This is a genomic window from Streptomyces sp. NBC_01341 (genome assembly GCF_035946055.1).
Lineage (GTDB): Bacteria > Actinomycetota > Actinomycetes > Streptomycetales > Streptomycetaceae > Streptomyces.
In genome coordinates this window covers 6,299,306-6,321,990 of record NZ_CP108364.1, presented here as the reverse complement: position 1 = coordinate 6,321,990, position 22,685 = coordinate 6,299,306, and the positions used below count along the sequence as shown (strand labels likewise).

Below are 22,685 nucleotides of genomic sequence, written 5' to 3'. Positions count from 1 at the left end.
ATCGGGGCGTAACTCGCCCGGCGCACAAGTGGAACGTGAGGACGACCGTTCATCGACACACCTCCCTGGCGGGATCCGCGCCGGCGCCTTGCGCCGAACGCGCTCCGGTGGCGCACCTTCACGACGCGCCCCCGGCGCCGTCAGCGAGGTGCGCCGCGCGCCGGTCACCCGACTCTACTGGGCCGCAGGACCCGCTCCGCGACCTGGTATCCGGGCATGGAGTGGCGTACGTGAGGGGCAGTCAGGCCCCTTTCGTAGACATCCGACAGTGCCTTCGAACGATTTTTGTGGTGGCCGCAACGCGCATTTCGCTCGGCCCGAGCCCCCTGCTCGCACAGGCGGCCCCGCCCATCCGAAAGTGCCCTGCTCAGGCGTGCGGCATGTGAAGCGAACGCGTCAGGGCCGTATACGGCCGGTGTGTCGCGGATGGCGACACACCGAAGACAGGACAGCGCGCGAAATGTGACGTGCTTCACAACTCGCACTTCACCGTGCGGGCCACCTCGCAGTGACCACGAAAGGAACAGCTCGGCCGCCCCCAGGTGCGGGGTGGCCGAGCTGCATGACTTCTCCGACTGGCCTGTCGGACAAGTCGCGTCGAAGGGCGCCTTCCCTCTACGCCCCGGTCACCGTCCTGCGAGGTGCCGGCAGGAAGCCCGTGCGCTGGAAGTAGGCGAGGTACCGGGCCAGGATCTCGTCGGTGAGATGCGGCAGGTGAACACCCAGGGCCGCCGCGGCCTTGGCCGTCCGGCTCGAATCGAAGCACCGCCGGTCCAACGCCTCCTCGGGGGACCGGTCCTCCTCGCCGAGGAAAAGCTGCGCCGCGTTGTCGTGCTGTGCCGAGACACGGGCACGCCACGACTCCGCGGGGACGGTCGCCAGTTCGTGGCCGAGGAGGGCGGCCGTGCCGAACACGCGGTCCAGGCCCGGCGCGTCGGGGTTGGTGAAGTGGTAGGTGTCCGCTTCGCCGGGGCCCGACAGGGTCAGCGCCACGACCGCCGCGCTGACGTAGTCGACGGGCACCCAGTCGGTCGTCCCGTGGGGCAGGTCCGGTACCGCTTCCGCCTGGAGGCACCCCTTGATGAGCTGCCAGAGCAGGTCGCGGTCCTGGCATGCGCCGGTGGTGGTGTCACCGCTGATACGTCCGGGCCGGTGAACGGTCACGGGCAGGCCGCGTTCACGGGCCAGGCCGACGATCCCCTCGGCGACCCACTTGCTCCGCGCGTATCCGCCGGGCAGCCCGGACGCGGGCCCCACCGGGGTCGACTCCGTGATGACCACGGGACCCGGCGCCGGGGCGAAGACGCTCGTGGTCGAGATGTAGTGCATCCCGGACGAGGAGGAATCCGCGACCATGCGCAGCAGTTCCTCGGTGCCGGCCACATTGGGGGCGCGCAGATCGCCGTACCCGGCGGCGAAGTTGACGCGTGCGCCGTTGTGCAGGACGGGGCCGAGACGGCGTACCAGGGCGGCCCGGTCCTCGGGCGGGAGGCCGAGTCCGGGGGCGGCGAGGTCGCCGGGGACGGGGCGGATCAGGTCGGCGTACCGGGGGCGCCACAGACCGTAGTGCTCCAGATTGGCACGGAGCCGGTCCGCCGCGCGCCTCTCGTCCTCGGCGCGGACGAGGCAGTCGACAGGGCCGCCGGTGCTGTCGATGAGATCCCGCAGGAGGAAGGCGCCGAGGAAGCCCGAGGCGCCGGTCAGGAGGGGCCGGGGGGAAGGCCGCGGCGGCCTGCCGCGGGTCGGAGCGGGCAACGGGCGCGAACCGTCCCGGCCGGTGCCCGTGATGTCCGCGGCCAGCCGGACCTCGGAGGCGAGGTCGGGCTCGGCGACGTCCAGCGGGTGCTCCTCACCCTCCGCCCGGCCCAGGACACGGTCGACGCCCTCGACGGTGGGTGCCGCGAACAGGTCGCGCAGGGAGAGGCGCCGGCCGCAGCGTTCCTCGATCCGCCGGGCCAGGGTCACGGCGAGCAGCGAGTGACCGCCCAGGGCGAAGAAGTCGTCGGTGACTCCGACTCCGGGCACGCCCAGGGTGTACGAGAACACCTCGCACAGCGCACGTTCGCGGGCGGTGCGGGGTGCGCGGCCCCCGGCCGGCGCGTCCCGTCCGGGGGCGGGCAGGGCGCGCCTGTCGGTCTTGCCGTTGGGGGTGACGGGCAGGGCGCCGAGGCGTACGTGGACGGCGGGGATCATGTGGCTCGGCAGGGTGGCGGCGAGGTGCGCGCGCACCTCGGCGTCGTCGGGGCCCGCCGCGCCGTCCGCGGGCACGGTGTACGCGACGAGCCGCCGGTCGCCGGGCCGGTCCTCGCGGACGACGGCGCAGGCCGCGGCGACGCCGGGCAGCGCGGTGAGCGCGACCTCGATCTCGCCGAGTTCGATGCGGAAGCCACGGAGCTTGACCTGGTCGTCCACGCGGGAGACGTAGACGAGTTCGCCCTCGGCCGTCCAGCGCACCAGGTCGCCGGTGCGGTACATGCGGCCTCCCGTGGGGTCGAACGGGTCGGCGACGAAGCGGGAGGCGGTGAGGCCCGGCCGGCCGTGGTACCCGCGGGCCACTCCCTCGCCGGAGACGTACAGTTCGCCGACGACGCCGGGCGGCACGTGTGCCAGTCGGTCGTCCAGGACGTGCACCCGGGTGCCGTCGACGGGGACGCCGACGGGCACGGTACGGTCCGGGGCGAGCGGCCCGTCCGCGTGCTGGAAGGCGCTCATGGTGGCGCACACGGTGGTCTCCGTGGGGCCGTAGGCGTTGGTGAGGTACAGGTCGCGGGCCCACGCGCGCGCCAGGGCCGGGGGGCACGCCTCGCCGGCCAGGACCATCGTGCTGCCGGCGGGCAGCGATCCGGGCGGCATCACCGCGAGGGCGGCGGGCGGCAGGGTGAGGTGGGTGATGCCCCGTTCACGGACCAGGGCCGCGAGGGTGGGGCCGGGCAGCAGGGCTTCGCGCTCGTCGATCTCCAGGCAGGCGCCGGAGAGCAGGCCCATGCACAGCTCCCAGAACGCGGCGTCGAAGCTGACGGACGCCATGTGCAGCACCCGGCTCCCGGGGGCGACGCGCAGCCGCTCGCTCTGGGTCCTGGTCATCGCGCCGACGCCCCGGTGGGTGACCACGACGCCCTTGGGGCGGCCGGTGGAACCGGAGGTGTAGATGACGTACGCCGGGTGTGCCGGGTTCGGGAGGGGGACCGCGCCGGTGTGCGCGTCCGTGGCCGCGCCCGCACCGACGTCTCCGGCGTACAGGTGGGGCACCTGCGACGCCGGGAGGCGGTGGTGGACGGCGGGCGTGGTGAGGAGGAGGCGCGGCCGGGCGTCGTCGAGCATGTGGGACAGGCGCTGCGCCGGGTAGTCGGGGTCCAGCGGCACGTACGCCGCCCCGCTCCGGAGGATGCCGAGCAGGGCCACGACGAGTTCGTGGGTGCGGGGCAGGGCGACCGCCACCCGGTCCTCGGGGCCGATGCCCCGGGCGGTGAGGTGGCGGGCGAGGGCCTCGGCGCGGGCGGCGAGTTCGCCGTAGGTGAGGGTGGTCGAGGCGTCGCGCACGGCCGGGGCGTCCGGCGTGCGCCGGGCCCACCGCTCGAAGAGGGCGGGGAACGTCGATGCGGGGCTCTCCTCGGCGGGGCCGGTCCCCCAGGCGGCGAGGTGGACGCGTTCGGCGGTGGTGAGGACGTCGTACGTGCGCAGCGGGCGGTCGGGGTCCGCGATCACCGCGGTGAGCAGCAGCACGAGCCGTTCGGCGAGACCTCTGACGGTCCCCGCGTCGAAGAGCTCGGTCGCGTAGTCGACGGCGGCCGACATGCCACTGGGCGTGCCGCCGTCGTCGTACGTCTCGGTGAAGCTGAACGACAGGTCGAACTTGCTGACCCCGGGGTCGACCGGGACGCCGCGGACGGTGAGGCCGGGCAGGTCGAGGGGGGCGGCGGGGGTGTGGTTCTGGAGGACGAGCATGGTCTGGAAGAGGGGGTGGTGGTTCTGCGAGCGGGCGGGGTTCAGCGTCTCCACCAGGCGCTCGAAGGGGACGTCCTGGTGCGCGTACGCGGAGAGATCGAACTCCTTGACCCGGTCGAGCAGTTCGAGGAACGTCGGATCGCCCGTCAGGTCGGTGCGCAGGACAAGGGTGTTCACGAAGAAGCCGACGAGGTCCGAGGCGGCCTCGTCGTCACGTCCGGCGACGGCCGTGCCCAGGGGGACGTCGTCACCGGCGCCGTGCCGGGAGAGCACCATCGACAGCGCGGCCTGGAGCACCATGAAGACGCTGCATCCGCGGGCGCGCGCGAGGTCCGCGATTCCCCGGGCCGTTGTGCGGTCGAGGGCGAACGGGTGGGTGGCTCCGGTGTGCCGGGGCACTGCGGGGCGCGGCCGGTCCCACGGCAGGCCGACCATCTCCGGGAGCCCCCGCAGCGCTTCCCTCCAGTGGTCGAGCTGGTGGGCCGCGAGGCTTTCGGGGTCGTGCTCGTCACCGAGCAGACGGTGCTGCCAGAGGGTGTGGTCGGCGTAGTCGACGGGGAGGTCCGCCCATGCGGGCGACTCGGCGCGGGTGCGGGCCCGGTAGGCGACGCCGAGGTCGCGGGCGAGGGGCGCCAGGGAGGTTCCGTCCGCGGCGATGTGATGGATGACGAGGACGAGGACGTGGGTGTCGTCGGTCAGCCGCAGCAGAGTCGCCCTGACCGGCAGACGGTGCTCGATGTCCAAGGCCTCGCCGGCGGCCGCTCGGAGCCGGCCGGGGAGCGCGCCCTCGTCCACGGTCTCGAAGATCAGCGGGAGACTGACGTCCTCCGGGGCGACGACGTGCTGGCGCGGGCCGCGTTCGTGCTCGGGGAAGACGGTGCGCAGGGCCGCGTGGCGGGTGAGGACGTCGTGCAGGGACCGGCGCAGGGCAGGAACGTCCAGCGGCCCGTCGATGCGCACGGCGAAGGGGATGTTGTACGTCGCGGAGGGTCCCTCCAGCCGGTGGAGGAACCACAGCCGTCGCTGGGCGTGGGACAGCGGGACCGCGTCGGGACGCTCCTGCGGCACGAGGGCGGGACGCGCGGGTCGGCCCGCGGTCTCCAGGGCGGTGGTGAGGGCCGCGACGGTGGGGTTCTCGAAGAGGGTGCGGATCTCGGTCTCGGTGCCCAGGGCGGTGCGCACGCGGCCGACGAGACGGGTAGCGAGCAGGGAGTGGCCGCCCAGGGCGAAGAAGTTGTCGTCGATGCCCACGCGGGGCACTCCGAGGACGTCGGCGAACAGCCCGGCGAGGATCTCCTCGCGGGCGCCTCGCGGCGGCCGGCCGGCCGGCCCGTGCGGAGTGGCAGGCACGGGCAGGGCCGCCCGGTCGAGTTTGCCGTTCGGGGTCATCGGCAGCGCGTCGAGCGGCTGGATGACGGTCGGCACCATGTACGCGGGCAGGTGACGGCCGACGCGCGCGGCGAGCAGGTCCGGGTCCGGCGCGTGTCCGGGTGCTGGAACGACGTAGGCGGTGAGGGCGCGGTCCCCTGGCCGGTCCTCGCGGACCAGGACGTGGGCGGCGCGCACGGAGGGGTCGGCCAGGAGCGCCGCCTCGATCTCCCCGGGTTCGATGCGGTGGCCGCGCAGTTTGATCTGCTGGTCCGCCCGGGCGACGTGGTGCAGGGCGCCGTCGGCGCCCCACCGCACGAGGTCCCCGGTGCGGTACATGCGCTCCCCGTAGCCGGCGAACGGGTCGGCGGTGAAGCGGGTGGCGGTGAGGCCGGGGCGACCGAGGTAGCCGCGCGCCACTCCGGGGCCCGCGACGTACAGTTCGCCCTCGGCGCCGGGCGGCACGGGGCGCATCGCCGCGTCCAGTACGTAGGCGCGCATGCCGTCGAGCGGACGCCCGACCGGCGGGACGCCTCCGGGTGCGTCGCCGGGGCGTACGCGGTGGAGCGTGGCGAAGGTGGTGGCCTCCGTGGGCCCGTAGGCGTTCAGGACCGCGGTGCCGGGGTGGTCGGCGGCCAGCCGCTGCAGGAGACCGGGTGCGGCGGTCTCGCCGCCGGCGGCTGCCAGCCGCAGCAGGCCGAGGGCGCCGGGGTCCGTCTCGGCGATGACGTTGAACAGGGCCGTCGTCAGGAACGCCGCCGTCACTCCGTGCCGGGTGACGAGATCCCGGAGCACGGCGGGCTGGAGCGCCCCCTCGGGTGCCACGACCACGCGGCCGCCGTTGAGCAGGGGGGCCCAGATCTCGAAGGTGGAGGCGTCGAAGACGTACGCCGAGTGCAGCAGGACCGCCTCGGCCGCGCCGTCGCCCCAGGTGCGGTCGGCCGCGAGGGCGGTGATGTCGGCATGGGTGACGCCCACGCCCTTGGGCAGGCCGGTGGAGCCGGAGGTGAACATGACGTACGCGAGGCCCGCGCCGCCGGTGAGTTCGGGGAGGGCCCCGGGGGCCCCGGGATGGCCCTCCTGGAGCCGTCCGGCGGCGTCGACGGTCAGCACGGCGACATCGGGGCCGAGCCCGCGCACCCAGGGGTGCGCCGACGTGGTCCCGTCGACGATCAGGGCGCGCAAGGGCGCCACCTCGGCGACGCGGGTGAGCCGTTCGGCCGGCCAGCGCGGATCGAGTGGTACGTAGGCGGCGCCCGCACGCAGTGCCGCGAGGGAGGCGGTGACCAGGGCGGTCGAGCGGCCCAGGAGGACGCCGACCCCGTCCTCCGGGCCTGTCCCGTGTCCCGTCAGAGCTGTCGCCAGCTGGGTTGCCGTGCAGTACAGCTGGCGGTACGTCAGTTCCTCGCCGGCGCCCGACACGGCCACCGCGTCCGGTTGCAGGACGACGTGCCGGGCGAGGGCGTCCGGGACGCTCATGCCGGTCGCACCCCCGGCGAGTGCCGCGCCCCGCCCCAGCGCGAACAGGGCCTCGCGCTCACCGTCCAGGAGGACGGGGACGGCGTCGGCGCGGAGTTCCAGCCCTTCCGCCATCACCGTCAGCAGACGCCGCATTCGGGCGACCGTGCGGGTCACCTCGTCGGCGTCGAGGGCGGTGGCACGGTAACCGAAGGTGATCTTCAGTGCGTCACCGGGAGCGATGGTGAGGGTGAGGGGGTAGTGGGCCGCGTCCGTCCCGCTGAAACCGGTGACGGCGAGGCCGGGAAGCTGCCGCTGAGCGGTGCGCAGCGCCTCTGCGTCCATCGGGTAGTTCTCGAACACCGCGAGGGTGTCGAAGAGTTCGTCGAGACCGGTGACTCCGCGTATCTCGGTCAGACCGACGAACTGGCTGCCGAGGAGGCAGCCCTGCTCCTCCTGGAGCCGGGTCAGGAGCGTGGCCAGGGTGTCACCGGGCGCCGGGCGGAGGCGCACCGGCACGGTGTTGATGAACAGGCCGACCATCGACTCGACGCCGGGGATCTCCGGCGGGCGGCCGGAGACAGTGGTGCCGAACACGACGTCGGGGCGGCCGGTCAGGTGGGCGAGCAACAGGCCCCAGGCGCCCTGGATCAGCGTGTTGAGGGTGAGCCGGTGGCCGCGGGCCGTGTCACGCAGTCGGCGCGTCGTCGCCGCGTCCAGGTCGAGGACGAGCGTCTGCGGCAGTTCGCCGGTCCCCGGGGTGTCCGCTCCGCCGCGCCCGGCGAGCAGGGTGGGCGCCTCGATCCCCTCCAGGGCTCCGCGCCAGGCGTCCAGCGCCGCCGCGCGGTCCTGCTGGGCCAGCCATGCGAGGTAGGTGCGGTAGGGGGCCACGCGTGGCAGGGCGCTGTCGTCTCCCCCGCGTGCGTACAGCTCGAAGAGTTCCCGTACGAGCAGGGGCACCGACCAGCCGTCCAGCAGAATGTGATGACTCGTCATGACCAGCCGGTGCAGCTGCGGCCCCGTGCTCACCAGGGTGAACCGCATCAGCGGCGGAGTGTCCAGGTCGAAGCGGCGGATGCGGTCGGCGGCCAGGAACGCGGCGAGGTGCTCCTCCGTCGCGCCCGCGTAGTGCGCCCCCGTCAGGTCCAGCTCCTCGAGAGGCACCGGCACTTCGGCGGCGATGGCCTGGACGGGCCGGTCGAGATCCTCGTGGAGGAATCCGGCCCGCAGGTTGGGGTGCCGCCGCAGCAGGCCCCCGACGGCGGCCTGCAGTGCGGGGACGCTGACAGGGCCCTCGAGGTCGAAGACGAACTGCGCGGTGTAGACGTCCGCCGCACGTGAGTCGTACAACGCGTGGAAGAGCATGCCCTCCTGCAGCGGCGTCAGAGGGAGTACGTCCTCCAGTCGGAACCCGGTCACTTGCGTCCACCCCAATTGTTCTGCAGTCGGTCGAGCTGGGCCTGGTCGAGCGAGACCAGGGGAAGGTCGGACGGCGTCCAGCCACCCGTGTCGGGCTGTTCCGCGTGCCCGGCGAGGGCGCGCAGGGCACGGTTGAAGGCGCCGGAGAGCGCGTCCAGGTCCTCCTCCTTGAGCAGGTCGCAGGGCCAGGTCCAGCGGGTCACCAGGCACGGTCCGCCCGGCAGGTCCTCGGTGTGCGCGTTGATGTCGATGACGTGGTGCACGGGCATGTCCGGGTTCCGGCTGCGCGGCCCGCCGCCGTCCAGCAGGACCTCCCAGTCGGTGCCGGCGGCCTCTTCGCCGTCCTCCGGGTCCTGCGGGGCGACGTACCGGCCGAGGTAGTTGAAACCGATCTGAGGGCCCGGTGCCGTGGCCGGCAGGGAGTGCACGCCGGGGTTGAGGTGGCGCAGCATGCCGTAGCCCACCCCGTGGTCCGGAACGGTCCGCAGCTGCTCCTTGACGCGCTTGAGGGCGCGTTCCACCAGAGCCGCGTCGAAGTGTCCGGGGCGGCGGGCGTCCACGGGTCCCGGGTCGAGCCGGACCGGGTAGAGGCTGGTGAACCAGCCGACCGTGCGGGACAGGTCGACGTGCTCGGAGATCTGCTCGCGGCCGTGTCCCTCCAGGTCGAGAAGGACCCCGCCGTCGTCCGTGCCCGGCCCGCCGGGGACGGCGCCCCGGTTCGCCCGCCAGCTCCGGACGGCGAGGGCGAGAGCGGTGAGCAGGACATCGTCCACCCCCGCGTGGAAGGCGGCCGGGACGGTGGTGAGCAGGGGTTTGGTCCACGTCGCGGGAAGACGGGTGGTCAGGGTGCGCGTCCGGTCGGCCGTGTCCAGATGCGGGTCGAGCGGCCGGTAGCCCAGTTGCGGGTCGGGGGTGCGCAGCGCCGCCTCCCACAGCGGCAGTTCCGCCTCGCGTGCGGCACCTGTCGCCTGGGACGCGAGGAGGTGCGCCCATTGCCGGTAGGAGGTGATGACGGCGGGCAGCGCCGCCGCGGTGCCGGCGCCCTCGGTGACGGCTTGCCATGCGGTCACGAGGTCGGAGGCCAGGATGCGCCAGGAGACCGCGTCGATCGCCAGGTGGTGCACGACGAGCAGCAGCCGTCCGCGGGCGTGCGGTCCGGCGTCGCACCAGACGGCCTCGATCACCTCGCCGTGTGCGGGCCGCAGCCTGCTGCGCGCCTCCTCCCCCGCCGCGGTGACGGCGGCGCGGACTGCGTCGGCGTCGAGGCCCGCGACGTCGACGCGGGTGAAACGCCGACGGGCGGACACGGCGCCCGGAGGCAGGGCTTCGACGACGGGTTCGCCACCTGCCCGGCGGGTGATCCTCAGACGGAGCATGTCGTGGTGGTCGACGAGGAGTTGGAGGGTGGCGACGAGGGAAGCCTCGTCGGCCCCCGCGGGCGTGCGCAGCACTCCTGACTGGTTGTAGCCGTCGGCAGCCCCGGGTCGCTCCAGGAGCCAGGCCACGATGGGTGTCGGCGGCATCTCACCGGATCCCTGGCCGGCAGGCACGACGGTGTCCTGCCCGAGTTCGGTGGCGGCGGCCGCGATGGCCTCGGGCGTCCGGTGGACGAACACGTCCCGGGGGGTGATGCCCAGGCCGGCCGCGCGGACCCGGCTGACGAGCTGGATGGAGATGATGCTGTCGCCGCCGAGCGCGAAGAAGTCGTCGTCGGTGCGGACGGCCGGAACGCGAAGGACGGACGCGAACACGTCGCACAGGACGCGTTCCCGTTCGCTGCGCGGTTGCCCGCCCGGCCGGACGGCGGCGGGCCGCTCCGGGGCGGGAAGGGCGCTCCGGTCGGTCTTGCCGTTGGGCGTCAGCGGCAGCGCGTCGAGGGTGACGAAGAGGGCGGGCACCATGTACGGCGGCAGAACGCCCGCCAGCCGCGCGCGCAGTTCGCCGTCCGAGGGGGCCTCGGCGCCGCCGCGCCGGTCGGGGACGGTCCAGGCGACCAGCCGCCGTTCGCCGGGCCGGTCCTCGACGACGGCGGCACAGGCGGCGGTGATGCCGTCGAGGGCCGTGAGAGCGGCCTCGATCTCGCCGGGTTCGATGCGGAAGCCGTTCAGCTTGACCTGGTCGTCGGCGCGGGAGACGTAGGTGAGCAGGCCGTCGGCGCCCCGCCGGACGAGGTCGCCCGTACGGTACATGCGGCTTCCGGCGGGGCCGTACGGATCGGCGACGAACCGGGCGGCGGTCAGGCCGGGGCGCCCCAGGTAGCCGCGCGCGAGTCCGTCGCCCGCGATGTACAGCTCGCCCGTGACGCCCGGCGGCACCGGCTGGAGCACGGCGTCGAGCACGCGGGCCCGGGTGTTGTCGACGGGGCGGCCGAGCGGGACGCTGCCCTCCCCCGCCGCGCCGTCCGTGCCCCGGTGGCGGTGGGCGGTCGCGTCGATGGTCGTCTCGGTGGGCCCGTAGAGGTTGTGCACCTCGGTCCGCCAGGCGTCTCCCGCGCGCTCCGCCAGGGACCTCGGCAGGGGCTCCCCGCCGCACAGCACGGCCCGGAGCGTCGGGGGCACCTCGTCGGGGCCGGTCTCGGTGAGGACGACCGAGAGGTGGGAGGGGACGAACTGGGCGAGGGTCACGCCCGTGTCGCGCATCCGGGCCAGCAGGCCGGCGGGGTCGTGGTTCAGGGCGGGCGGCACAGGGCAGGTGCTGCCACCGTGCAGGAGCGGCAGCCAGGTCTCCCAGACCGAGGCGTCGAAGCTCGGCGACGTGCGGGCGAGGACCCTGTCGTCATCGCTGAGCCCGAGGTGGCCGGCCATCCACGCCATGTGGTTGGTCAGGGAGGCGTGGGTGACGACGACGCCCTTGGGGCGGCCGGTGGACCCCGAGGTGTAGATGACGTATGCCGCGTCGAGTGGGTGCGGCTGCGCGGCGGGCGGCGCCGTGTGCCCGGTGGACCAGGACGCGCGGTCGTCGAGCGCGAGGCAGGCCACGGACGGCCCGTACCGGGCGGCGGGGCTGGTGCCGTGGGTCAGGAGCAGTGCCGGGCGCGCGTCGTCGAGCATGTGCGCGATGCGCGCCCGCGGGTACTCCGGGTCGACCGGCAGGTAGGCGGCCCCGGCCTTGGCCACCGCCAGCATGGCCACCACCTGGTCGGCGGTGCCCTCGAGGGCGAGGGCCACGACATCGCCGCGGCCGATGCCCCGGCCGTGCAGGTGATGTGCCAGGTCGTCGGAGAGGGCGTCGAGTTCGCCGAAGGTGAGGCGGTGCGCGCCGTCCCGGACCGCGATCGCTCCGGGGGTCCTGGCGCACTGCGCGCGGAACGCCTCGGGCGCGGTGCGCGCCGCCACGGACCCTACGGGGCCGTGTCCGGCGAGGTCGAGCCGCTGCCGCTCGTCCTCGTCCAGGATCTCGACGGTGCGGACGCGCAGGCCGGGGTCGGCGGAGAGCCGCGCGAGCAGGCGGTTCAGCCGGGCGGCCAGGGCGTGGGCCGTGTCGTGGGTGAAGAGTTCGGTGGAGAACTCCAGGACGCCTCCGAGGCCGGCGGGGCGTCCCGTCTCGTCCTGTGTCTCGGTGAAGGTGAAGGTCAGGTCGAATTTGCTGATCCCGGTGTGCACGGGCTGTTCCGTCACCGCGAGACCGGGCAGGTCGACCGTCGCGTCCGCCTGGTTCTGGAGGACGAGCATGGTCTGGAACAGCGGATGGTGGTTCTGGGCCCGGGCCGGGCTCAGCGAGTCCACCAGCCGCTCGAACGGCACGTCCTGGTGGGCATAGGCGGCCAGGTCGAACTCCCGTACGCGGTCGAGCACTTCACCGAACGTCGGGTTCCTGCTGAGGTCGGTGCGCAGGACGAGGGTGTTGACGAAGAAGCCCACCATGTCGTCGAGAGCCTCGTCGGTGCGTCCGGCGACTGCGGTACCGATCGGTATGTCCTCACCGGCGCCGTGCCGTGAGAGGAGCACCGACAGCGCGGCCTGGAGCACCATGAAGACGCTGCATCCGCGGGCACGGGCGAGTGCGGCGAGTGCCCGGTGGGTGTCCGCGTCGACGGGAAAGGCGAAGGCGTCGCCGCAGTGCGCCGGGACGGCGGGCCGCGGGTGGTCGCAGGGCAGGTCGAGCAGTTCGGGGGCACCGGCGAGTGCGGTGCGCCAGAAGTCCAGCTGACGGGCCGCCCTGCTGGAGGGGTCGTCCGAATCGCCGAGCAGCGCACGCTGCCACAGGGTGTAGTCGGCGTAGTGGACGGCCGGTTCGGTCCAGCCGGGCTCCTCGCCCCCGAGGCGCGCCCGGTACGCCTCGCCCAGGTCACGGGCGAGCGGCGCCAGGGACCAGCCGTCACCCGCGATGTGGTGGACGACCAGCACCAGGACGTGGGCCTCCGCCCCGAGCCGCACCAGCCGGGCGCGTACGGGGAGTTGCGTGCTCACGTCGAAGGCGTGCGCCACCTCGGCCGTCAGGATCTCGTCGAGGTGGGCGGGGTCGGCGTCGCGGGGCGTCAGGTCGATGTCGGCGCCGCTGACGTCGAGGACCAGTTGACGCGCCACACCGTCGGTGTCGGGAAACACGGTGCGCAGGCTCTCGTGACGCTCGACGACGTCCGCGAGGGCGCTCTCCAGGGCCTCCGCGTCGAGCGGGCCGTCCAGACGCAGCACGAGGGGCACGTTGTAGGTGGCGCTCGGCCCTTCGAACCGGTTGAGGAACCACAGGCGCTGCTGGGCGAAGGACAGGGGCAGTGGATCGGGACGGCTCGACGCGCGCTCCAGAGGGCTCCTGGCCCGTTCGGCCCCGTCCAGCGTGGCGGCGAGCGCGGCCGGCGTGGGGTGCTCGAAGAGGGTCCTGACCTGGATCTCCACTCCGAACGCGGTGCGTATGCGAGCGGTGAGCCGGGTGGCGAGCAGCGAATGGCCGCCCGAGGCGAAGAAGTCGTCGTCGGCGCCCGCCCCGTCGAGGCCGAGCACATCGGCGAAGAGTCCGCACACGATCTCCTCGCGCGGGGTGCGGGCGGCACGCCCGAGGACCGGTGTGCGGCCCACGGGTTCCGGCAGGGCGCGGCGGTCCACCTTGCCGTTGAGGGTCAGCGGCAGCGCGTCGAGCAGGACGAACGCGGAGGGCACCATGTAGGCGGGCAGGGAACGCCCGACAGCCCGGGCGAGATCGGCGGGTTCGGGCCGGGCGCCGGACGCGGGGACCACGTAGGCGACGAGCCGGCGGTCGCCGGGGGCGTCCTCGCGGACGACGGCGAAGGAGTCGGCCACACCCTCGCAGCAGGCCAGCACGCCCTCGATCTCGCCGAGTTCGATGCGGTAGCCGCGCAGCTTCACCTGGCCGTCGGCGCGGTCGACGTAGGAGATCTGCCCGTCGCGGGTCCATCGGACCAGGTCACCGGTGCGGTACATGCGCCCGCCCGCCTCGTCGAACGGGTCGGCCACGAAGCGCGTGGCGCTCAGGCCCGGGAGCCCGGCGTAACCGCGTGCGACTCCGCGACCGGCGAGGTACAGCTCGCCCACGACGCCCGTCGGCACGGGGGTCAGGGAGTCGTCGAGGACGTATCCCCGCATGCCGTCCAGAGGGCGTCCGACGGGCGGCGGGCCCGGTGGCCGGTCCGCCGCCACGTCGTAGCGGGTGGCGAAGGTGGTGGTCTCCGTGGGCCCGTAGACGTGCAGGACCCGCAGACCGGGCACGGTGCCGGCGACACGCTGCATGGCGTCCGGGGAGGCCAGTTCGCCCCCGGCGCACACGAGCCGGAGGCCGGAGAAGGCCCCCGGGTCCGTTTCGGCGATGACGTTGAACAGGGCCGTCGTCAGGAAGACGGCGGTCACTCCGTGGTCGTGAACGGCATCCCCGAGGACACCGGCCTCCAGAACACCGTCCGGTGCCACGACGACACGGCCGCCGTTCAGGAGGGGCGCCCAGATCTCGAAGGTGGAGGCGTCGAAGACGTACGCCGAGTGCATCAGCACCGCGTCGGCGGCGCCCCCCTGCCAGGCGGCGTCGGCGGCGAGCGCCGCGACGTCGGCGTGGGTGACGCCCACGCCCTTGGGCAGGCCGGTCGAGCCGGAGGTGAACATCACGTAGGCGAGGGAGCCGGGAGCCGGCACGCCCGCCGGGTGGCCGGGCCGCTCGGGCGCGCCGCGCACGATCCGGCCGAGCCGGTCCACGACCAGCACCGGCATGCGCTCCGCCGCCCTGCTCACCCAGGGCGAGGCGGCTGCGGCCTCGTCGACGACGAGCGCCCGCAGACCCGCCACTCCGGCGGCCTGGTCGAGCCGTTCCTCGGGCCAGCGCACGTCCAGCGGGACGTAAGCGGCGACGCGGACGGTGCCGAGGGTCACCGACACCACTGCCGGCGACCTCCCGAGCAGCACGCCGACCCCGCACTCGGCACCCATGCCGAGTGCGGCCAGGGCACGGGCGAGGCCATCGGAGACCCGGTCGAGCCCGGCGTACGTGAGGGTCGCGCCGTCGCCGGTGACGGCCACGGCGTCCGGCGTCCGGCGCGCCTGGGCGGCGAACAGCGCCGGCAGCGTGCCGTCCCGGCCGGCGGGCGGCGTCAGGGCGCAGCCGGTGCCCCAGCGTGTGACCCGGGCGTGTTCGTCGGGCGTCATCAGGTCGTAGGCGGACAGCGGCAGACCGGGGTCGGCGGTCACCTGTTCCAGGAGGCGGACCAGGCGATCCGCGAGGTTGCGGACGGTGGTCCGGTCGAAGAGGGCGGTGGCGTACTCGATCCCGGCGGCGAGACCCGCCGCGGGACCGCCCCCGGCCTGATCCTCGGTGAAGGCGAAGGTGAGGTCGAACTTGCTCAGACCGTTGTGGACCAGCCGGTTCTCGACCGTGAGGCCCGGCAGATCGGGGCGGACGCTCTCCTGGTTCTGCAGGACCAGCATGGTCTGGAACAGCGGGTGGTGGTTGCGCGCCCGGACCGGATTGAGGCTCTCGACGAGTCGCTCGAAGGGCAGGTCCTGGTTCCCGTACGCGGCCAGGTCGAACTCCCGCACACGTGACAGCAGTTCACGGTAGGTCGGATTTCCCGACAGGTCCGTGCGCAGCACGAGCGTGTTGACGAAGAACCCGACGAGGTCCTCCAGGGCCTCGTCCGTCCGGCCGGCCACGGGAGAGCCGAGCGGGACGTCGTCACCCGCGCCGTGCCGGTGCAGGAGGGTGGCCACCGCAGCCTGGAGCACCATGAACGGACTGCTGCCCGACTCGCGCGCCAGGCGCAGGAGTCCGGCGTGGAGCCGAGGGGGTACGTCGAAGGTGTGGACCGCCCCCCTCGGGTCGGTGGTGACGGGTCGCGGCCGGTCGAGTGGCAGGCCGGTCAGTCCGGGCAGGCCCGCGAGTGCGGCGTGCCAGTGGTCGAGTTGCTGCCGCAGGACGCTGTGCGTCGCGGAGCCGTCGCCCAGGGCCGCGTGCTGCCAGAGGGTGTAGTCGGCGTACTGGAGCGGGGTGCCGGCCGTCGGCTCGGGCTCCCTGCCGGCGACGCGGGCACGGTAGGCCTCGCCGAGATGGCGGGTGAGGGGGGCGAGGGACCAGCCGTCGCCGGCGATGTGGTGCAGGACCAGCACGAGGACGTGGTGGTCGGGGGCCGCGCGCAGGAGCAGGGCGCGCAGCGGCAGGTCCGTCGTGACGTCGAACGGCTGCCGTACGGCGGCGAGGACGGCCCTTTCCAGCTCCGCCGGCGTCGTGCTCACGACCGGCAGGGGCGGCGTGGCGGCGTGGGCGGGGAGGATCAGCTGACGCGGCGATCCGTCCTGCTCGGGGAAGAGCGTGCGCAGCGCCTCGTGCCGCTCCACGACGTCGGCCAACGAGACCCGCAGGGCGTCCGGGTCCAGCGGGCCGTCGAGTTCGAGGACGAGCGGGATGTTGTAGGTCGAGCTGGGTCCTTCCAGCCGGTTGAGAAACCACAGCCGCTGCTGGGCGGAGGACAGCGGCAGCGGATCGGGCCGGTGCGCGGCGGGGACCACTGGAGGGCGCTCCCTGCCCGGCCCCTCGAGGACGCGGGCCAGACCGGCGACGGTCGGGTGCTCGAAGAGCGTGCGTACGGCGATCTCTGTGCCCAGGACGGTGCGGACGCGGCTGACGACGCGCATGGCGAGGAGCGAGTGGCCACCGAGGTCGAAGAAACTGTCGTGCGCACCGACCAGCGGTCTGTCCAGGACGTCGGCGAAGATCCCGGCGAGCAGGTCCTCCTGGAACGTGCGCCGCCCGGGCCCGGTGGCGGTGTCGGCGTCCGGCTCGGGTTCCGGCAGGGCCCGGCGGTCCACCTTTCCGTTGGGCAGGAGGGGAAGGTCCTCAAGGAGCTCGACGGTGCCCGGGACCATGTAGTGCGGGAGGGTCTCGGCGAGGGCGTCACGCAGGTCAGTGGCGCGCGGGGCCGCTTCGCCGGTGACGGCGTACGCGACGAGCCGGCGCCGGCCGGGTGTGTCCTCACGGATCACGGCACAGGCGGCGGTGACGCCCGGCCGCGCCAGCAGCGCGGCCTCGACCTCACCCAGTTCGATGCGGAATCCCCGGAGTTTGGCCTGGTCGTCGGCGCGGGACACGTAGGCGAGCAGACCGTGCGCGTTCCACCGTACGAGGTCGCCCGTCCGGTACATGCGGGCACCGGTGGCGTCGAACGGGTCGGCGACGAACCTGGCGGCGGTCAGGCCCCGGCGGTCCAGGTAGCCGTGCGCGAGGTTGGGGCCCGAGAGGTACAGCTCGCCGGTGACACCTGTCGGCACGGGCCGCAGGCGGCCGTCCAGGACGTACGCCCGCATGCCGTCGACGGGGCGCCCGATCGGCACGGTCTCCGACTGCGCGCCGGCGTCCGCCGGTCCGCCGGTGCCCTGTCCGCCGGTGTCCTGTCCTCCTCTGTCCTGTCCGCCGGTGCGACGGCCGGTGACGCGTTGGGCGGTGGCGTCGATGGTCGCCTCGGTGGGCCCGTAGAGGTTGTGCGCCTCGGCCTCCCACAGTCCGGCGATCCCGTCGGCGAGCGAGCGGGGCAGCGGTTCGCCGCCGCACAGCACGGCGCGCAGGCCGGGCAGGGGTGCCGCGTGCGCCGCCTCGGCGAGGACGAGGGTCAGATGTGAGGGCACGAACTGGGCGACGGTGACGCCGAACCGGCTCATCCAGGTGACCAGGGCGCGCGGGTCCCGGTTGGCGCCCTGCGGCAGCACGCAGACCTGCGCGCCGTACATCAGCGGGAGCCACAGCTCCCACACGGAGGCGTCGAAACTGCTGGAGGTACGGGCGAGGACCCTGTCGTCCGGGGTGACGGACAGGTGCCGCGCCATCCAGGCCATGTGACCGGCGAGGGCGGAGTGCGGCACGACGACGCCCTTGGGGCGCCCGGTGGAACCGGAGGTGTAGACGACATACGCGGGGTCCGCCGGGTGCGGTGTGTGGCGCACGCGTTCCGTGGGGACGGCGGGCCGGGGAGCCGCGTCGTCGAGGGCGAGCAACGGCACGTCGCAGGCGGGCAGTTCCGTACGGACCTGCTCGGTGGTGAGCAGCAGGACGGGCCGGGTGTCGTCGAGCATGTGCCGGATGCGGGCCGGCGGGTACTCCGGGTCGACGGGCACATAGGCGGCGCCGCTGCGCAGCACGGCCAGCATCGCGACGACCGTGTCCACGGACGGCGGCGCGGCAAGGGCCACCCGGTCCCCGCGCCGCACGCCGCGCCCGCGCAGTAGGTGGGCGAAGTCGTCGGCCCGGGAGTCGAGTTCGGCGTAGGTGAGGCTCGTGCGCGCGTCGCACGCGGCGACCGCGCCGGGCGTGCGTACGGCCCACTCCCGGACCGCTTCGGGGGCGGTGAGGACGGGCGACGGCAGTGCGTCGCCACGGCCCAGGTCGAGGAGGCGGTCACGCTCAGCCGGAGCGAGCGGGTCGAGATCCCCGACGGCGCGGTCGGGGTCGGTCACGGCCCGGGTGAGGACGCGGGCGAAGCCGACGCACAGGGCGTGGGCGGTGGCGGCGTCGAAGAGGTCGGTGGCGTATTCGAGATGGCCCCCGATGCCGCCGGGGGCGGCTGACGCGCGCTCGCCGGGGGCCGGCTCCGAGGGCTTGGTGAGCTCCGTGAGGGAGAACGTCAGGTCGAACTTGCTGATCCCGGTGTGCCGGGACCGGTCGTGGACGGTGACTCCGGGCAGGTCGAGGCCCGTACGCTCCTGGCTCTGGAGGACCAGCATGGTCTGGAAGAGCGGGTGATGGTCACCGGACCGCTCCGGGTTGAGCTCCTCGACGAGCCGTTCGAAGGGAACGTCGCTGTGGCTGAAGGCGGCCGTGTCGAACCTCTTCACCCGGTCGAGCAGTTCACGGAACGTCGGCTCGCCGGTCAGGTCGGTGCGCAGGACGACCGTGTTGACGAAGAAGCCGACCAGATCGTCGAGTGATTCGTCCGTGCGGCCCGCCACCGCAGTGCCCAGGGGGATGTCCGGACCCGCACCATGGGCCCGCAGAGTCACGGCAAGGGCGGCCTGCAGCACCATGAAGGGCGTGCACCCGGCCGTGCGGGCGAGTCGGACGAGCGCGGCGTGCGCGGGTGCGGGCAGCTCGAAGGGGACCGCGCCGCCCCGGTGGCTGGGCACGGCGGGGCGGGGCCGGTCGAGAGGCAGGTCGAGCAGGTCAGGGGCGCCGTTCAGCGCCTCACGCCAGAAGCGGAGCTGGCGCGCGGCCAGGCTGTCCGGGTCGCCGTCGTCGCCGAGCAGTCGCCTCTGCCAGAGGGCGTAGTCGGCGTACTGCACGCGCAGCGCGGGCCAGTCGGGCGTGTTCGTGCCGCTGGTTCTGGCCCGGTAGGCCGCGCCGAGGTCACGGCTGAGCGGTGCGAGGGACCAGCCGTCGGCGACGACGTGGTGCAGGACGACCGCCAGGACGTGCCGGTCGGTGCCGAGACGCAGCAGACGTGCCCGGACGGCGGCGTCGCCCGCGAGGTCGAAGGGTGTGGCGGCGAGGCGGCGCACCGTCTCATCGGCCCAGAGGTCGGCGTCCTCCCCCGCCGGGACCGGCTCGACGACAAGGGGAACGAGCGTCCGGGCGGAGGTCGCGTCGAGGATGTCCTGGCGGGCGATGCCCTCGTGCTCCGCGAAGACGGTACGCAGGCTCTCGTGCCGGGTGACCACGTCGGCCAGGGCGCCACGCAGGGCCACCGTGTCCAGGGGGCCCTCGAGCTGGAGGACGAAGGGGATGTTGTAGGTGGCTCCGGGGCCCTCCATGCGGTTGAGGAACCACAGGCGCTGCTGCGCGTAGGAGAGCGGCACCACCTCGGGCCGCTGCTGCGGCGTGAGGGCGGGGCGGGACGCGCCGGCGGTGTCGAGGACGGCGGCGAGCGAGGTGACCGTGGGGTGGTCGAAGAGGGTACGCAGGTCCAGTTCCGCGCCCAGGGCGGTCCGCACCCGGCCCACGAGCCGCGTGGCGAGAAGGGAGTGGCCGCCCAGGGAGAAGAAGCTGTCGTCGATGCCGACGGCGGCCAGGCCCAGGACATCGGCGAACAGGCCCGCCAGGACCTCCTCGCAGGCGGTGCGCGGGGCACGGTCGGTGGTGGCGGCGGCCCGTGGCACGGGCAGGGCGTGGCGGTCGACCTTGCCGTTGCGATTCAACGGCAACGTGTCGAGGGGGACGAAGACGGACGGCACCATGTAGGCGGGCAGGGCGCGCCCCAGGCGGCGGGCCAGGGCGGCGTCGTCCGGCCTGGCACCCGGCACGGGCACGACATAGGCGACGAGCCTCCGGTCGCCGGGCACGTCCTCGCGCACCAGGACGCGGGCGTCCCGGACGTCCGGGTCGGCGAGCAGCGCGTTCTCGATCTCGGCGGGTTCGATGCGGAATCCGCGCAGCTTGACCTGCCCGTCCGCCCGGCCGACGTACTCGACGTCACCGCGGGGGGTCCAGCGCACGAGGTCACCGGTGCGGTACATCCGGCAACCGCTCGCGTCGTACGGGTCGGCGACGAAGCGGGTGGCCGTCAGTCCGGGCCGGCCCTGGTAGCCGCGGGCGACGCCGTGCCCGCTCACGTACAGCTCCCCGACCACGCCGGGCGGCACCAGGCCGAGGGCTGCGTCGAGCACGTACAGGCGCATCCCGTCGAGGGGACGGCCGACGGGTGGCACGCCCTCGGTCCCGGCGGCTACCCGGTGCCGCGCGGCGAAGGTCGTGGTCTCGGTGGGGCCGTAGACGTGCAGGACACGCGTGGCGGGCGCGACGGCCGCGACCCGCTGCATCAGTCCCGGTGCGGCGGCCTCCCCGCCGGCGGCGACCAGGCGCAGGCCGGCGAACGCCGACGGGTCTGCCTCCGCCACCACGTTGAACAGCGCCGTCGTGAGGAACACCGCGGTCACGCCGTGCCGGTCGACCGTGTCCGCGAGGGAACGCGCGTCCAGGACCCCTCCCGGAGCGACGACCACGGTGCCGCCGTTCAGGAGCGGCGTCCAGATCTCGAAGGTGGACGCGTCGAAGACGTACGCCGAGTGCATCAGCACCGCGTCGGACACCCCGCCCGTCCAGGCGGTGTCGGCGGCCAGCGCGACGATGTCGGCGTGGCTGACACCGACGCCCTTGGGCAGACCCGTGGATCCGGAGGTGAACATCACGTAGGCGAGCCGCTCACCGCGGATCACGGCCGGCGGGCCTCCCGGCCGCGGCGGGGCGCCGCGCACGATGCCTCCGAGACGGTCGACGACGATCACCGGCAGGGTGGCCGCCGCCTCCTTCACCCAGGGCAGGCCGGCCGTGGCCTCGTCGACCACCACGGCGCGCAGGCCGGCGACTTCGGCGACTCGGCGGAGCCTTTCGGCCGGCCAGCCGGGGTCCATCGGTACGTACGCCGCCCCGGCACCGACCGCGCCGAGCGAGGCGGACACCACGGCCGCCGAGCGGCCCACGAGCACCCCGACGCCGTCCTCCGCGCGGATGCCCCGGCCGGCCAGGGCGGCGGACAGCCCGTTCGCCGCTCGCTCCAGTTGCCGGTAGGAGAGCGTGTCCCCGCCGTCGACCACGGCCGGGGCGTCCGGGGTCCGGTTCACCTGCGCGCCGAACGCCTCGGGCAGGTTCCTGGCGACGGTGTCCGCCGGCAGCCCGGTGCCGCGTCCCTGCGCGAGCAGCAGTCCGGCCGAGGTGTCGTCGACGAACGGCAGATCACGAAGGAGTGTGTCGGGCTCGGCCGCCGCAAGGGCCGACAGGAAGGAGACGATGGCCTGCTGGTGCAGCCGTACGTCATCAGGGTGGTAGATCTCCGGGTTGGTGTCGAACCCGATCAACGGGCCGGTGCCCTCGGACCGTTCGGAGACGAACAGGGACACGTCGTCGACGGGACCGATCGACAGGACGCGTGATGCGGCGGAGCTGCCCGCGAAGTCGAGGTCGTAGTCGTACCCCATGATGTTGACGACGACGCCGGTCAGGCGGGCCGCGCCGTCCGTCGTCCGCAGCTCGCGGGCGAGTTGTTCCCGGGAGAACCGGCGGTGGCGCAGGGCTCCGCGCATCTCGGCGGTGACGGCGCGCACGAGGGCGCCGACCGTCATGTCGGCGGTGACGGCCAGACGGAGCGGCAGGATGTTGGCGGTCATACCGACGATGTGCCGCAGACCGCCGTGACGGCCGTTGGAGGCGAGTCCCACGGCGACGTCCTGAGTTCCCGTCACCCGGCCGACGTAGGCGGCGACAGCGCTCACGAGGACGGCGGTCCAGCTGGTGCGGTTCCCGGCGGCGAGCCGGCGCAGGTCGTCGAGTACGGCGAGGGGCAGGGTCTCGCCCGTGTGCAGCCGGACGTCGGCACCCGGGGACCCGGCCGGAGCCGGGACGTCGGTGCGCCGGCGGATGAGCGAAGGGCCGCCTCGCGCGCCCGTGGCGCCGCCGGCTCCGGACCCTTCCGTCCCGCCATCCGTCGCGGCGTCGGCGAACTTGCCGGTCCAGTAGGCGCGGTCCGCTGCGTAGCGGTCCGAGGAGCGGTAGTCCTCCTCGTCGGCCGACAGGTCGCGCAGGGCCCCGGCGGGCGGCTCGATCGTGTCGAGGTCCTCGCCCCGCGCCGCCCGCGTGTAGAGGTCCGCCACGGTGCGGGCGAAGACGGCGCCGCCCAGGCCGTCGACGGCTATGTGGTGGTAGCGGATGTACCAGTAGTGCCGCGTGGGACCGAGTCGCATGAGAGCGAAGTGGTGCCGGGGTGCGTCGAGTCTGTCGACCGTGGCCATGTCCTCGGCCATGTATCGCTCGGCCGCGGCGGCGGGGTCACCGGCCTCCGAGAGGTCGACGATACGGAGCCGGCCCGTATCGTCCGGTGAGCGGTGGACGACGCGCTGACGGACCGTTTCGCCCCTGGTGACGAACTCGGTGTTGAGGCTGTCGCAGAAGGCGGCGGCCCGGCCGAGTGCGGCGGCGAACAGCGACTCGTCGATCCCTCCGTCGATCTCGAAGCATTCACCGATGTTGAATTTCGGACTTTCCTGATCCACCAGTTGCCCGTACCAGACACCCTGCTGGGCAGCGGTCAGTTCGATGAGTTCTTCCGGGCCAGTATCTGACGGGAGAGATCCGTTTCTGCGCAT

General features: G+C 73.8%; 2 protein-coding genes. Both read right to left on the bottom strand.

Annotation, left to right across the window (positions count from 1 at the left end):
- Positions 1 to 615: 615 nt before the first annotated feature.
- Positions 616 to 8,190 carry a non-ribosomal peptide synthetase gene (locus OG206_RS27820; RefSeq protein WP_327120823.1) on the bottom strand — a complete coding sequence of 2,525 codons (7,575 nt, stop codon included), beginning with the start codon at positions 8,188 to 8,190 and terminating at the stop codon, positions 616 to 618.
- Positions 8,187 to 22,685: a non-ribosomal peptide synthetase gene (locus OG206_RS27815; protein ID WP_327120821.1), complete on the bottom strand. Its 14,499-nt coding sequence runs from the start codon at positions 22,683 to 22,685 to the stop codon at positions 8,187 to 8,189. Before OG206_RS27815 ends, OG206_RS27820 begins: the two co-directional genes overlap by 4 nt.